The sequence below is a fragment of the Agathobaculum ammoniilyticum genome (genome assembly GCF_025567315.1).
GTDB classification, from domain to species: domain Bacteria; phylum Bacillota; class Clostridia; order Oscillospirales; family Butyricicoccaceae; genus Agathobaculum; species Agathobaculum ammoniilyticum.
The window spans coordinates 35,555-49,378 of record NZ_JAOQJE010000006.1; the positions used below are offsets into that span (position 1 = coordinate 35,555).

Annotated in this window: 15 protein-coding genes; all 15 read left to right on the plus strand. The window is 60.3% G+C overall.

The window, feature by feature from the left end; translation table 11 throughout:
• Positions 1–4 precede the first annotated feature (4 nt).
• The 15 genes from OCV66_RS07960 to OCV66_RS08030 all read left to right on the plus strand — a co-directional run bounded on the left by OCV66_RS07960 (position 5) and on the right by OCV66_RS08030 (position 13,821).
• Entirely contained in the window at positions 5–514 is a 510-nt protein-coding gene (locus OCV66_RS07960) for a phage major tail tube protein (protein WP_118358580.1), read from the plus strand.
• 54 nt (positions 515–568) lie between these two features.
• Positions 569–1,012: a hypothetical protein gene (locus tag OCV66_RS07965; protein WP_147574105.1), complete on the plus strand. Its 444-nt coding sequence runs from the start codon at positions 569–571 to the stop codon at positions 1,010–1,012.
• Between the two features lie 41 nt (positions 1,013–1,053).
• Entirely contained in the window at positions 1,054–1,179 is a 126-nt protein-coding gene (locus OCV66_RS07970) for a hypothetical protein (protein ID WP_262564185.1), read from the plus strand.
• A gap of 20 nt (positions 1,180–1,199) precedes the next feature.
• Positions 1,200–4,799 carry a phage tail tape measure protein gene (locus OCV66_RS07975; RefSeq protein WP_147574106.1) on the plus strand — a complete coding sequence of 1,200 codons (3,600 nt, stop codon included), beginning with the start codon at positions 1,200–1,202 and terminating at the stop codon, positions 4,797–4,799.
• Entirely contained in the window at positions 4,796–5,008 is a 213-nt protein-coding gene (locus OCV66_RS07980; protein ID WP_147574107.1) for a tail protein X, read from the plus strand. Before OCV66_RS07975 ends, OCV66_RS07980 begins: the two co-directional genes overlap by 4 nt.
• Positions 5,005–6,354, plus strand: a complete 1,350-nt coding sequence (locus tag OCV66_RS07985; protein WP_147574108.1) for an SH3 domain-containing protein — start codon at positions 5,005–5,007, stop codon at positions 6,352–6,354. Before OCV66_RS07980 ends, OCV66_RS07985 begins: the two co-directional genes overlap by 4 nt.
• The gene (locus tag OCV66_RS07990; RefSeq protein ID WP_186963005.1) at positions 6,354–6,704 is read left to right on the plus strand and encodes a hypothetical protein; all 351 of its coding nucleotides are present in this window, start codon (positions 6,354–6,356) and stop codon (positions 6,702–6,704) included. The genes OCV66_RS07985 and OCV66_RS07990 overlap by 1 nt, the downstream gene beginning before the upstream one ends.
• Before the next feature lie 2 nt (positions 6,705–6,706).
• On the plus strand, positions 6,707–7,108 hold the full coding sequence (locus OCV66_RS07995; protein ID WP_118358570.1) for a phage tail protein: 402 nt from the start codon (positions 6,707–6,709) through the stop codon (positions 7,106–7,108).
• 7 nt (positions 7,109–7,115) lie between these two features.
• Positions 7,116–7,436, plus strand: coding sequence for a GPW/gp25 family protein (locus OCV66_RS08000; protein ID WP_118358568.1), 321 nt, complete (start codon positions 7,116–7,118; stop codon positions 7,434–7,436).
• Positions 7,429–8,568, plus strand: coding sequence for a baseplate J/gp47 family protein (locus OCV66_RS08005; RefSeq protein WP_147574109.1), 1,140 nt, complete (start codon positions 7,429–7,431; stop codon positions 8,566–8,568). The genes OCV66_RS08000 and OCV66_RS08005 overlap by 8 nt, the downstream gene beginning before the upstream one ends.
• Positions 8,561–9,148 carry a phage tail protein I gene (locus tag OCV66_RS08010; protein WP_158578302.1) on the plus strand — a complete coding sequence of 196 codons (588 nt, stop codon included), beginning with the start codon at positions 8,561–8,563 and terminating at the stop codon, positions 9,146–9,148. The genes OCV66_RS08005 and OCV66_RS08010 overlap by 8 nt, the downstream gene beginning before the upstream one ends.
• Positions 9,149–9,165: 17 nt before the next feature.
• Positions 9,166–11,874, plus strand: coding sequence for a hypothetical protein (locus tag OCV66_RS08015; RefSeq protein WP_147574110.1), 2,709 nt, complete (start codon positions 9,166–9,168; stop codon positions 11,872–11,874).
• A gap of 201 nt (positions 11,875–12,075) precedes the next feature.
• Positions 12,076–12,294: a hypothetical protein gene (locus OCV66_RS08020; protein ID WP_147574111.1), complete on the plus strand. Its 219-nt coding sequence runs from the start codon at positions 12,076–12,078 to the stop codon at positions 12,292–12,294.
• A 65-nt stretch (positions 12,295–12,359) separates the two neighbouring features.
• A complete protein-coding gene (locus tag OCV66_RS08025; protein ID WP_147574112.1) occupies positions 12,360–13,457 on the plus strand; it encodes an RNA-directed DNA polymerase in 1,098 nt (365 codons plus the stop codon).
• Complete coding sequence (locus OCV66_RS08030; protein ID WP_147574113.1) at positions 13,399–13,821, plus strand: hypothetical protein; 423 nt, start codon at positions 13,399–13,401, stop codon at positions 13,819–13,821. Before OCV66_RS08025 ends, OCV66_RS08030 begins: the two co-directional genes overlap by 59 nt.
• Positions 13,822–13,824: the final 3 nt, after the last annotated feature.

Below are 13,824 nucleotides of genomic sequence, written 5' to 3' on the forward strand. Positions count from 1 at the left end.
AATCATGGATCAGAGCATTATCAACTTCAAGGTCTACGAGGACTCTGTTGAATATGTCGGTATGGCACAGGCGACCCTGCCTGACCTGACCGCGCTGACGCAGTCCATCTCTGGCGCCGGCATCGCAGGCAATGTGGAGGCGGTCATTCTCGGCCACTTCGACGCGATGACGCTGGGCCTTAACTTCCGCACCGTCACCGATCAGAGCGTGAAGCTCTCCGAGCCTCGCCGTCACACCATCGACCTGCGCGTTGCGCAGCAGGACGAAGATGTCGTGGCAGGCAAGGTGGTCGTCCGCGCCGTCAAGCACATTCTTGTGGTCATTCCCAAGAGTGACAAGGGCGGCTCCGTTGCCCCCGCCGCGCCCTCCAACGGCTCCGGCGAGTACGCCGTCCGCTACTGGGCGACCTACATTGACGGTAAGAAGGTGCGTGAGGTCGACCAGCTCAACTTCATCTGCTATGTCAACGGCACCGACTACCTGGCCGACGTCCGCAAGGCGCTCGGCATGTAAGAGACCTGACAAAAGCCCGGGGCGGGACATCCGCTCCGGGCATCTTTTTGAGATTTGAAAGGAGTTATCACCATGGCTGATATCAACAAGACCGTTGTTCCCGCCGACGCTTTCTCCACCGTCGATCACGACGAGTACGCCGCCGCCGAGGCGCAGGCCAAGGAGAGCGTAGGCAACTACACCCTCAAGCTGAAAAGGCCCTTCACCTATGAGGGGCAGACCTTTGACGAGCTGAACTTCGACTTTGAGGGGCTGACCGGCGATGACGCTCTTGCCATTGAGGACGAGCTTCAGGCCATCGGCAAGCCCACCATCTCGCCTACCTTCTCCGGCCAATTCCTGGTGCGCATGGCGGCGCGAGCCTGCACCAACACCATCATTGACGCCAGCGGCCATCCCCGCCGTATCGGCGACGACGCCCTGCGCGCCCTGCCTATCTTCGAGTTCAACCGCGTCAGAGGCAAGGCCCGCTCTTTTTTGCTGGCATCGGAGCTGTAACCGGCGATGGCGGCGTCTGGCTCCGCAGGCAATGTCTTACGATGGCGAAAAACAATCAGACCCCCGTTTCCTACTGGCTGTCGCTGCCCCTGCCGTCCCTGTGCAAGTGGATCAAAGTCAGCAACCAGCTTGTGAAGGAGGCGCGGGAGCGACGCAAGAATAAATAAATCTGAAAGGAGGGCCGTCTATGGCAGGCCGCAAAGAGTATGAGATGCTATTCCAGCTGAACGCGCAGCTTGGAGGCAGTTACAGCAAGACCTTCAAGGCCGCTCAGCAGGAAATTGTGTCCATGCAGAAGGAAATCCAGGCCCTCTCCAAGACACAGGCGGATATTTCCGCATTCCAAAAGCAGCAGGCAGCCGTGGAAACGACGCGGAAGCGGCTGGAAATGCTGCGGCAGCAGTATGACAATATCCAGCGGGAGATGGAGGAGACCGGCAACGAGTCCGCCGACATGAAGAACAAGCTGCTGGCAAAGCAGCTTCAGATCGACAAGACCTCCGCCTCGCTGGAGAAGCAGACGGCAAAGCTGAACGAGCTGAGCGGGGCCTTGGAAGAGGCGGGCGTCAACACCGACGACCTCTCCCACAGCTCCGAGCAGCTTGCCGGTAAGATCGACACGCTGAAAAAGAAGCAGGGCGAGGCCGCCGATAAAGCTATGACCTTCGGCGACAAGGCGGGGCAGGCCTTTAATCAGGTACACGAGGCCATCGTGGCCGCAGGCATCGCCGTCGCCCTGAAAGAGATCTACGAATACTTCGCCAGCTGCGCGCAGGCGTCGATGGATTTTGAGAGCGCCATTACCGGCGTCGCCAAGACCACAGACCTCACAGACGAGGAACTGGCGGCAATGTCGGATTCCATCAAGGCGCTGTCCACGGAGATCCCCGCCACCACAGAGGAGATCGCGGCGGTAGCCGAAGCCGCGGGACAGCTCGGCATCCAAAAGGACGCCCTGCTGGACTTCACCGAGATCATGACCATGCTCGGCACTGCCACCAACATGACAGCTGACGAGGCAGCAACCGCCCTTGCGCGCTTCGCCAACATTACCGGCATGGCAACGGACAATTACGGACGGCTCGGCTCTGTCATCGTTGACCTTGGCAACAACTTCGCCACGACGGAATCCGAGATCGTGGCGATGGGTACGCGCCTGGCGTCGGCGGGCAAGCTGGCCGGACTGACCGAGCCGGAGATCATGGCTCTGGCGGCGGCGATGTCCTCTGTCGGCATCGAAGCCGAGGCGGGCGGTACTGCCATGACCCAGACGCTCAACGCCATCGAAAAGGCTGTTGCAAAGGGCGGGGACGACCTCGCGGAGTTCGCCCGTATCGCGGGTATGTCCTCCGAAGAATTTTCTTCTGCGTGGAAGAACGACGCCATGAGCGCCCTGACTTCCTTCATCGGCGGGCTCGGCAAGCTGGACGAGCAGGGCGAGAGCACCGTCCTCGTACTGGAAGACCTGGGTCTGACCGGCATCCGGCAGAGCAATATGCTCAAAGCCCTGGGTCTTGCCGCAGACCAGATGACCGGCGCGGTGAACACTGCAAATACCGCCTGGCAGCAGAATACCGCCCTCACCAACGAGGCCAACAAGCGCTACGCCACCGCGCAGAGCCGGTTGACCATGATGCAGAACGCCTACAACAACCTCAAGGTAGCCATCGGCGACGCCTATACTCCCGCGCTCAGCGAGGCTTACGGCGTCGGCACGAAGGTCCTCAACAGCATTACGGCGTTCATTCAGAAAAATCCGGCACTCGTCAACGCCATCACCGCCTTTGCAGGCGTGATCGGCGCGGTCGTCGCCGCGCTGGCTGCCTATGCGGTCGCTGCAAAGATCGCCGCAGCCGCCAGTGCCATTCTCACAGCGGCGATCCCCGGCGTCAATGTCATCATGGGCGTTACCGCTGCCGTGGCCGCAATCACGGCGGGCATCGTTGCTCTGGCCACCGCTGCGGCGAATGACGCCGTACCCAGTGTGAAGGAGCTGACCGAAGCCGCCCGCGGAATGCGGGAGGCGATGGACGAGGCCAAGGCCACCTATGACGATACCGTTACCTCCACCATGGCCGCTGCAGGCGTCGCAGACACCTACATCGGCAAGCTGGAGGAGATGGAGGCGGCGGGGCTCAATACCGACGAGCAGCACAGGCAGTACCACAACACCCTGGCTCTGCTCTGCCAGGTGGTGCCGGAGCTGGCCGATTATATCGACCTCGAAACCGACACCATCAACGGCGGCACCGAAGCACTCCGCGCCAACACCGAGGCGTGGAAGCAGAATGCCATGCAGCAGGCCTATCAGGATCAGCTCACCGAGCTGTACTCCCAGTATTCCGCCGTGCTGATCGAGGCAGAAGAAAACAGCATCGGGCTCACCAAGGCGCAGTACAGCTTGGAGGCCGCCCAGCAGAAGCTGTCTGATACCTACGCGCAGATGGATGCGCTATGGGCAGACGCGCAGAAGCAGGCGGATGCCTATTACGACCAGTACGGCTATTACACCGATGCGACCGCTTTTCTCTCGCAGGAATACTACGACCTGCAAAACTCCATCTACGACACCAACAACGAAATATGGGCGGCTGAGAAGTCCATCAAGAATTACAACAAGGCGATGGAAGAGGACGCAGACGCCGTTTCCGAGGCTGAGGCGGAGATCGCCCTCGCGGAAGAGGCGGTCAAGAATCTGACCGCCTCCATGAACGAAGGCACTGGCGCGTCCGAGGAGGCTGCTGCACAGGCCAGCGAGTTCCAGGCCGCCATCTCCGGCGTGCAGGAAAAGATCAATACCCTTGTGGAGTCCTACAACGAGGCGTACAGTGCGGCATACGAAAGCATATCCGGACAGTATCAGCTTTGGGACGAGGCCGCAAAGGTCGTTGCAACCAGCGCAGGCAGCATCAATTCCGCGCTGGAGAGCCAGATCACCTACTGGCAGGACTACAACGCCAACCTGCAATCCCTGACTGACCGCAGCGCCGACATCGAGGGGCTGAGCGACATGATCGCCTCCTTTGCTGACGGCAGCTCCGACAGCGTGAACGCGATCGCCGGCATGGCAGGCGCCACCGACGAGCAGCTGGCCACAATGGTAGCCAACTGGAAGACGCTGCAGCAGGAGCAGCAGAACGCAGCAGGGAGCGTAGCCGACCTCAAGACCGACTTCACGGCCACAATGGACGAGCTGCAGACGGCGCTTGCTGAGGACATCGAAGCAATGGACCTTGGCGACGAGGCCAAGGCAAGCGCGCAGGCCACCATTCAGGGATTTATCGACGGAGCTGTCGGTATGCTGCCCCAGGTGACCGCCGCCTACAACCGCGTCGCCGCTGCAGCCAGAGCCGCACTGTCCGCATCCGGCACCGGAACAGCCGGCAGCATTCCCGGCTACGCAGTTGGTACGCAGTCCGCCGCACCCGGCTTTGCCCTCGTCGGCGAAAACGGCCCGGAGCTGGTCTACTTCAACGGCGGCGAGCAGGTCATGACCGCCGAGGAGACCGCCGCCATGCGCGAGAGCATGGAGATCCAGGCCATCACCTTCGCCCCGCAGCTGCTGGAGGCGCTGCATGCCATCCATGGCGACGGCGCGCTTTCGGCAGAGCCGGGCGCAGGCTCCGGCGCAGGATCGGTGGAGCTGCAGATCGTGTTCCAGATCAACGGCAGCGCATCGTCCGAGACGGTGGAAGCTCTGCGCGAGTATGGAGACGAGTTCGCCGAGCGCGTCCTTGAAGTGATTGAAGAAGCCGAGTATGACCGGAGGAGGGTGAGTTTCACATGAGCAATACTTATACCACCATTCAAGGTGATATGTGGGACAGCATCGCCTTCTCCCAACTGGGGAGCGAAGCGTACACCGACCGGCTGATGAATCTCAATCCGCAGTATCTCGGGTACTACACCTTTCCGGCTGGGATCGTGCTGAAGCTGCCCGACCCTGCTGAGGACGTCGGCGATGCCCTGCCCCCGTGGAAGCAGGTGGTCGGATGAGCAGCCCGAATCAGGCGCGCCGCGTCACGGCGCAGATATTTTTCCAGGGCGCGGACATCACCGGCAGTATGCGCCCCTATTTTCTGTCGGCCACCTACACCGACAAGGAGGCGGACGGCACCGACGATCTGCAGCTGAAGCTTCAGGACCGCGATGATATATGGCTCAAAAAGTGGCTGGCCGATGCCATCGACGCAGCAGCCTCCGCAGGGAGCTTGTCCGCGTCCTCCAAGGCCAAGACCGATGGCGCGGCAAAGTCCTACAAGGTCACCGCCAAAAGCGGCTTGAATGTCCGCTCTGGCCCCAGCACCAGCTACGGTAAATACGGTGCTCTGGTCTGCGGCGCGGAGCTGCAGGTCGAGGGCATCGAAAACGGCTGGGCGAAGGTCAGCTATAACGGCAAAACCGCCTATGTCAGCGCATCGTACATCAAGGAATCCGGCGGCGGGGGCGGCGATGCTTCTGCCGCCGCTCCTGCCCCTGCTTCCGGTGCCGGCTTCAAGATCAGCGCTGTGTTCGTCCGGGAGAACTGGACGGGCGGCGGCAGGGATAAGGTGCTGGACTGCGGACAGTTTGAGCTGGACAGCGTTGATGCCTCCGGCCCGCCGAACACCATCACCATCAAGGCGACAGCTCTTCCGTACAGCGTGCAGATCCGCCAGACGGAGAAATCCAAGGCATGGGAGGCCTACACGCTTTCCGGCATCGCAAACGAGATGGCCGCTGCCAACGGAATGGCCTGTATGTTCCTCACGACAAAAGACCCGTCCTATTCCCGCGTAGAGCAGTGCAGGCAGAGCGACATCTCCTTTCTCTCCCAGCTGTGCCACGAGGCGGGCATCTCTTTGAAAGCCACCAATAACCTGATCGTACTTTTCGACCAGGAGGATTACGAGAAGAAATCCCCCGTGCTGACCATCGTCCGCGGCAGCGGCAGCTACACCAAGCACAAGCTGAACGCGGGAACGGCCGGAACGCAGTACGCTTCCTGCCGCGTCAGCTACACGGACCCCGGCACAGGAAAGTGCATTGAGGCCACCGTCAAGGTAGAGGACTACAACGACAAGGCCAAGAACAACCAGCAGCTGGAGATCACCGCGAAGGTGGCAAGCGTGGCCGAGGCCAAGACCAAGGCCGAAAAATATCTCCGGCTGCACAACAAGTACGCAAAGACCGCGACCTTTACGCTGCCCGGCAATCCGGATATCGTGGCCGGCGTCACAGCCAAGCTCACCGGCTGGGGTGCGTGGGACGGGAAATACATTGTGGAGCAGGCTGCGCACTCGGTCGGCTCGTCCGGCTATACCACGCAGGTCAAGCTGCGCAAGACATTGGAGGGATATTGATGGACGAACTGCAGAATATCCTTTCGAGGCTCGTTCAGACCGGCACGGTAACGGCCGTCGACAGCGCAAAGCGCAGGGCTCGTGTCAAGTTTAAGGACACAGGCATCATTTCGGACTGGCTCTATGTGCTCCAGCACTACGGAGCGAATTTCTACATAAAGCCGGACGCAAAGCACACGCATGAGATCACGGACACCTTCACCGGCGGCGGCACAGCCAGCGAATTCCCCGACCACGACCACCTGCCCGGCTCGCATCTGACCTACTGGATGCCGAAGGTGAATGACCGCGTCCTCTGCCTATACCTTCCGGTATTCAACGGGGACGGTTTTGTGTTAGGAGGTTTTTGAGCATGGGAATGGTCGGCTGTCTGGGCGACATCGTTTTTACGGTGTCTGACCGCACGATCGAAACGATCAATAATGTCACCTGGTCTGGGTCTGCCCGGTACGCGACCCATCAGCGGCACGGCACACACGCCCTTACGGAGTTCACCGGCCTTGACCCCGACAAGATGACCTTCGACATCGTTCTCTCCGCTTACCTCGGCGTTGATCCTATCGCCGAGGTCGTGAAGCTGTGGAACTATGAGCGCGGCGGCATCGCCGTCCCGCTGGTGATCGGCAACAAGGGCTACGGGAAATATCGCTGGTCCGTGCTTGATCACAAGATGAAGATGAAAACCTATGACGGACGCGGCAACGTCACCAGCGCCACCGTGTCCGTCAGCCTGCAAGAGTATCTGAGGGGGTAAAGCTGCCATGAGCTACAAGGTGACCGCATCTGACATCGGCGCGGTGCAGCTCAACGAGACTGACACCGTCCGCTCTGTCTTGCAGAATATCGCCATTATCCTTTCCACGCGGCAGGGGACCTGTCCGTTGTATCGCGGCTTCGGTCTTCCTCAGAAGTTCGTGGATAAGCCTCTGCCGGTAGCTATGCCTATGATGTATTCCGAGGTCAAAGAGGCAGTGGAAGAATATGAGCCCCGCGCCGAGGTGGTGAATGTGACCTTTGCGGCCGACAGAAACGCCCCGGGCAGGCTGATCCCTACCGTGGAGGTGAACATCATCAATGAGTGAGAGGAATACGGGATATCAGTTCGTTTCTACCGACACCGAAGCGGTGGAATCGCTGCTGATCTCCATTTACGAAAAAATCACCGGCGTCAGCGTGAAGCCCGCCAGCCCCGAAAAGCTGTTTATCCAATTCGTGGCCGCCGTGGTGATCCAGGAGCGCGGGCTGAACAATTACACAGGCAATCAGAATATCCCAAGCCGCGCGGAAGGGGAAAACCTGGACGCGCTGGCCGAGCTGTTCTATGTCACGCAGCGCCCGGCGGCGCAGGCTGCGGTCTGTACCGAGCGCTTCCATATCTCCGAGGCACAGACCACGGCGATCCTCATTCCTTCCGGTACGCGCGTCACCGACGCCAGCGGTACGCTGATATGGGAGACGGTTGCAGATGCCTATGTATCCATCGGTGAAACCTATGCCGATGTGCAGATCCGCTGCCAGACTGTTGGTGCGGTCGGCAACGGCTACGCAGTGGGACAGATCAACACCTTCGTTGACCTGTTCGACTACTGTGAGCGCTGCGAAAACCTCACCGCCAGCGATGACGGCGCAGACCAGGCCACTGACGACGAGTTCTATGAGCTGATGCGCGCCAGTCAGGACGCTTACAGCTGCGCCGGAGCCAAGGGTGGGTATATCTACTTTGCCAAGCAGGTCAGCACCAAGATCGCCGACGTGGTGGCGAACAGCCCCAGCGACGGAGCGGTGGACCTCTATGTCCTCATGGACGACGGCACCATCGCTACCACGGAGATCAAGAATGCTGTCCTCGCCGCCTGCAACGATGACACGGTGCGGCCGCTGACGGACAAGGTCTCTGTCAAGGACCCGCAGAAGGTGAGCTACAATATCACCTTCACCTACTATGTGCCGAAGGACAGTTCCCTCAGCTCCACAGAGATCAAGGCTGCGGTCGACAAGGCCGTGGCCGAGTTCGTCGCGTGGCAGTGCGGGAAGCTGGGGCGCGACATCAACCCCTCCGTGCTGATCGGAAAGCTCATGCAGACCGGCATCAAGCGCGTGGCGCTGACCAGCCCGGTCTTTACCACGCTGCGGGATGGATCCGACGACACGACGCCGCAGGTTGCGTCGGTCGGGACCATCACGGCCACGAATGGGGGCTACGAGGATGAATAAGGCGCACGGCATCACGAAGGAAAACCTGCTGGCCTCCTTGCCGGCAGTCCTTGCCAATGACGACAATATGGCGGCGCTTGCCTCTGCCGTTGCCGAGGTGCTGGCTGCCCGCGTAGGCGAGATCGAGCGCGTGTCGATCTACTCACAGATCGACCGGCTCCCGAACGAGCTGCTGGACATTCTGGCGAACGACTTCAAGGTTGACTGGTGGGACGCCAACTACACCCTGGAGGAAAAGCGCCGGACGCTGAAAGACTCATGGAATGTTCACCGCAGGCTCGGCACCAAGGCGGCGGTCGTGCTGGCGATCTCCGCCATCTACCCCGATACGCAGGTCAGCGAATGGTGGGAATACGGCGGCAAACCGTACCACTTCAAGCTGCTGATCGACGCCACCTATGAGGATGTCGACCCCGTCAGACATCAGCGCGTGATCGACCGCGTTGCCTTTTACAAGAATCTGCGCTCGGTGCTGGACGAGGTAGAATACTACGACGCCGGAGGACTGGCAACAGGGTATTTCGGCGCGGCCTGCATCGGCTGCGAGCTGGTCGACAGCGCGGCCGCCATTCGATACTGACACGGAGGTGTTTTACTATGGCAACATGGAACGGCGTCATCACCAACGCCGGCAACAGCCTGCTCAATGAGTGGGTGAATGAAAAGACCCTGAACTTCGACAGCGCGGCTGCGGGGCAGGGCACCGTCGCGGCGGCGGCAATGATGGCACAGACCGCCCTCGTCAATGAAAAGCAGACCGCGAGCCTGCTGGGCGGCGAGAGGGTATCTTCCGGCATTCGCCTGAAGCTCCGCATCGCTGCGCCGAATACGGCCTATACGCTGAATCAGTTCCGCGTATCTGCCAGCGTGGACGGAGGAGCGTCCGCCATGATCGCCTTGTTCCAGCTGGAGCAGGGCGTTCCCATTCCCAGCAAGACAGAATCGCCGGATTTCGTCTACACCTTTTACGCGCTGATCTCCTGCTCGAATACCGGCACATGGACGGTGACGGTCGACACCAGCGCCTGCGTCACACAGAGCGATATGTCCGCTGCCATCACTGAGGCGGTAAAGACCAAGCAGGACAAGATCATGGTCAAGGGTCTGCTGCTGGGCGACGGGAACGGGAATATCTCTGCGGCAGTCGCCGGAAAGGACTACGGTTATCCACTTGCAACAGGCTCAGGAGCGCCGACAGCCACGACCGAGGGTACCGCAGGGCAGCACTACTATGACAGCGCTACGGGCAAGGAATACGTCTGCAGCGGCAAGGACAGCAGCGGCAAGTATCAGTGGAAGCTGTCCGGCGCCAGCGACGCGGCCGATCTGACCTATAACGGTGAATCGCTCGACACCTTCCTTGATGGCGTTTCCGGCGACCTCGACACGCTCTCCAAGGGGCTGGACGGAAGTAAGCCACTCACCGGCAAGACCGATCCGACCTCCAGCACGAAGGGCTCGGTCGGCCAGTCGTATCTGAACACAGACACCATGCAGACCTTCTACTGCACGGCAGCCAACGATCAGACCGGCGTATACACATGGGAAAAGCCCAAGGGCGGCGGCGTGGCTCCACAGCTGGAGGTCTCTGTTGCCACCGGATCGGCTATCACCTGTACGAACGGCGAGACTACGCTGACTGGCACCAGCGCCGGCGGTAAATGCGTTTTTGATCTCCCTGGCTACGGTACATGGTCGCTGTATGCCACGCTGAACGGGCAGACCACCGCCACCGAGACTGTGGTCGTGGATCAGGTCAAGCAGTACGCGGTGACGCTGAGTTACTTCGCGGCTACGCTGACCGTAACGGCGGAATCCGGCGCAGTCGTGACCGCCACGCTTGGCACGAAGCAGTATACCGGCACCTGCGGCAGCAACGGCAAGTGTGCGCTGACCGTCAACTATGCCGGCACCTATTCCGTGACGGCCACCAAGAGCGGGGTATCCTCGTCCACGGCGTCTGCGGCGGTGTCGACCTCCGGCGGCAGTTACACCGCAACGGTGAAGTTCTGCACCCTCACCGTCACCATCGACAGCGGCTCTACGGTCAAGGCGGTCAACGGCTCCACCACACTCACGGCCACCAGCAGCGGAACGGCAAAGTTCTACCTGCCGAACACCGGCACGTGGAGCGTCACCGCCACCAAGAACGGCGAGACGGCCACCGGCAGCGTAGCTTGCAGCTCCTACACCGGCTATACGCTGGAGCTGTCCTATGTCAAGGTCTTCGGCGTTTGCTGGAATTACAATGCGCAGTCGACGGCTCTGACGCGGCTGAAGAAGGCCACCGATCCGAACGGACTGGTCAATGTCGACATCACCACGAATCCCGCGCCTGCGGTCGGTACCGGCGCCGGCAGCTCTCCCTTCGACAACTATCTCCCGTGGAGCGGCATGGACGAGTACAACATCATCAACAATGCCGTAAGCCACAAGAAGGGGCAGAGCGGCTTCTCTCGAAGCAGCTACGATACCGTTGTCTTTATCCCCGAGTATTACTTCCGTATTATCGACGATGCCGCCAACAAGAAACGGTACTTCTACATCGCGGATAAGGCCAAGAGCGGCTTCACCAAGCACCCCGGCTCCGGCAAGTATGTCGGCCGCTACAACACGATCTCCGGCCATTATTCCAAGACCGGCGCTGCGCCGCTGGTCAACCTGACCCGCGCATCGGCTCGTTCCGGTGCCAGAGGAAAGGGTAGTAAGTGGAGCGAGTATGACTTCGCGTCTTGGTGCGCGGTCTGGCTGCTCTATTTGGTGGAGTTTTCCGACTGGGACAGCCAGAGCAAAATCGGGCGCGGCTATGTCGACGGCAACAGCTCTGCCATTTCTTCCGGCGGCACGGACAGTATGACCTACCACACCGGACGCGCAGCTGGGACGAACGGAAAGACCGCCGTCCAGTACCGGCACATCGAGAATCCCTACGGCAATGTCTTCGAGTTTATCGACGGGATCAACTTCTCCGACGGAACGGTATATGTCTGCCTGAACCCTGCGAGCTATGCAGATGACACCGCGGCCAACTATACGAACATCGGCTCCAAGATACAGAGCGATGGGTACATCACGGCCATCGGCGTATCGTCGGCCATGCCCTGGGCGTTCTATCCCACGGCGGTCGGCGGCAGCGAGACGACCTACATTCCGGACTACGCCTACTGCTACTCTGGCTGGCGTGTCCTCCTCGTCGGTGGCGGCTGGGGCAACGGCGGCGGTGCCGGCCTTTTCTACTTCAACGCGGGCCACGCCTCGTCGCCCTCGAACTCGAGCGTCGGTGCGCGACTCCTTTTCCACCCCTAATGGGGGACCGGGGGCCGCAGCCCCCGGAGCTTTCCCGCCTGCACCAGCTGGCGGCATGAGCGCAAGCCCAAAAGCTGAATGGGGTACGGGGCGAAGCCCCGTCGACACGATTTTTGAAAATAACGTATTCTGTTATTTTCTCCCGTTTTTCCGTATGCGCGGCAGGCCGGAGGTATAATTATCTCCGGGACTGCCTGCGCCATGCGCCGAGGGCTTGTTTTCTACGCCAACTACAACTCTGGCTGGCGTGTCCTCCTCGTCGGTGGCAACTGGAACAACGGCGGCAATGCCGGCCTTTTCTACTTCAACGCGAACAACGCCTCGTCGAACTCGAACTCGAACGTCGGTGCGCGACTACTTGTTTTTCTTTTGACTGGCGCAGGCTTTCCCTCACCGCTTGGTGAAAATATTGCCGCATAGGACGGGGTTTAGTAGGCTTCGGCTCGAATAACCTCGCAGGCAAACAAGGACGGAGGGGAAATCCTATGCCGAAACGAGTCGGCTATCTCTACGACAAGATGGTTGACCGGGACTTCATTCGCGCTGTCATTCAGGAGGCGGCAAAGGGGCGCCGGAGTCGTAAAGACATTGCCCCTGTGTTGGCAGACCTGGACGGGTATGTCGAAAAGACCTATGAGCTGGTCGCAAGCGAGAGCTTTGTACCATCCGAGCCGAAGATCCGCGAGATCTATGATGAGAGCAGCGAGAAGCACCGTAAGATCAAGATGGTCCCGTTCTGGCCGGACGGCGTGATCCAGTGGATGCTGGTGACGGCCATGAAACCGGTGCTTATGCGCGGGATGCACCCGTGGTCCTGCGCGTCGATTCCCGGACGTGGTGGAAAGCGAATCCACAAGAAGATCCGCGGCGCGCTCCGCAACGACCCGAAGGGGACGAAGTACGCCGCTGAGCTGGACGTCGCACAGTATTACCCCAGCATCTCCGGCAAGCGGCTGATCTGGGCGCTGGCGCGGAAGATCAAGGACAAGCGCTTTCTGCGGACGGTCTATTCCATCATCGAATCCTGCGGCGGCGGGCTGGCTATCGGGTATTACATCTGCCAATGGCTGGCAAACTTCTACTTGGAGCCGCTGGACAGGTACATCATGACGCTGCCGGGCGTGAAGTATATGACCCGCTACATGGACAACATCACCCTGCTCGGGCCGAATAAGAAGCAGCTGCACAAGGCGCGGAAGCTGGTCGCCGCGTTCATGCAGCAGCGGCTCGGCCTGTCCATGAAAGCGAACTGGCAGATCTATCCCACGGCAAAGCGCATGGTGAGCGCGGTCGGCTACCGCTTTTCCCGCACTCATGTCATTCTGCGCAAGCGGAATTTCCTGCGCTTCACCCGGCAATGCCGCCGCGTCAAAAAGCGGCTTGACGCCGGAAAGCCTATCATGTTCGCCCAGGCCTCCGGGCTACTGAGCCGCGCCGGGCAACTGAAGCACTGCAATAGCCATACAATTCGGGTGAAGTACATTGACCCGATTGGAGTAAAACATCTGAAGGAGGTCGTGCGAAATGAGAGTAAGAGGCGACAACGCGCCCAGCAACGCTTTCTCGCTGGAGGAGCAGCCTAATAAGCCGGGGGTAGCCCTGGTGCGCTTCTACGAGAACGCCGAGCCGTTTGAGGAAAAGCGGGACGAGCTGACCATCAGCGGGTGGGTGTACGACGAATATCACCTGGAGCTGAATATGTACGACGGCCTGAGTGAAGACATCCTCGGCAACTATGCCGGTTATCTGGCGCAAGCCAAGCTGCATGAGGCGGAGGGCAAGACGATCCCCTCCCTGCAGCAGCAGGTAGCCGACCTGGAGACCGACAAGGCGGCATTGACGGAAAAGGTGACGAGCCTTGAAGGGCAGGTCACCGATACGCAGATGGCGCTATGCGATGTCTACGAACAGATCGTCGCCGTGACATCTACAACAGGAGGCGAATAACCG

Coding starts and splice junctions, on each gene's coding strand:
- OCV66_RS08010 (WP_158578302.1), top strand. CDS start 8,561: ATGAATAAGGCGCACGGCATCACGAAGGAAAACCTGCTGGCCTCCTTG.
- OCV66_RS08015 (WP_147574110.1), top strand. CDS start 9,166: ATGGCAACATGGAACGGCGTCATCACCAACGCCGGCAACAGCCTGCTC.
- OCV66_RS08020 (WP_147574111.1), top strand. CDS start 12,076: ATGCGCCGAGGGCTTGTTTTCTACGCCAACTACAACTCTGGCTGGCGT.
- OCV66_RS08005 (WP_147574109.1), top strand. CDS start 7,429: ATGAGTGAGAGGAATACGGGATATCAGTTCGTTTCTACCGACACCGAA.
- OCV66_RS07995 (WP_118358570.1), top strand. CDS start 6,707: ATGGGAATGGTCGGCTGTCTGGGCGACATCGTTTTTACGGTGTCTGAC.
- OCV66_RS07975 (WP_147574106.1), top strand. CDS start 1,200: ATGGCAGGCCGCAAAGAGTATGAGATGCTATTCCAGCTGAACGCGCAG.
- OCV66_RS07990 (WP_186963005.1), top strand. CDS start 6,354: ATGGACGAACTGCAGAATATCCTTTCGAGGCTCGTTCAGACCGGCACG.
- OCV66_RS07980 (WP_147574107.1), top strand. CDS start 4,796: ATGAGCAATACTTATACCACCATTCAAGGTGATATGTGGGACAGCATC.
- OCV66_RS08030 (WP_147574113.1), top strand. CDS start 13,399: ATGAGAGTAAGAGGCGACAACGCGCCCAGCAACGCTTTCTCGCTGGAG.
- OCV66_RS07970 (WP_262564185.1), top strand. CDS start 1,054: ATGGCGAAAAACAATCAGACCCCCGTTTCCTACTGGCTGTCGCTGCCC.
- OCV66_RS07960 (WP_118358580.1), top strand. CDS start 5: ATGGATCAGAGCATTATCAACTTCAAGGTCTACGAGGACTCTGTTGAA.
- OCV66_RS07985 (WP_147574108.1), top strand. CDS start 5,005: ATGAGCAGCCCGAATCAGGCGCGCCGCGTCACGGCGCAGATATTTTTC.
- OCV66_RS08025 (WP_147574112.1), top strand. CDS start 12,360: ATGCCGAAACGAGTCGGCTATCTCTACGACAAGATGGTTGACCGGGAC.
- OCV66_RS08000 (WP_118358568.1), top strand. CDS start 7,116: ATGAGCTACAAGGTGACCGCATCTGACATCGGCGCGGTGCAGCTCAAC.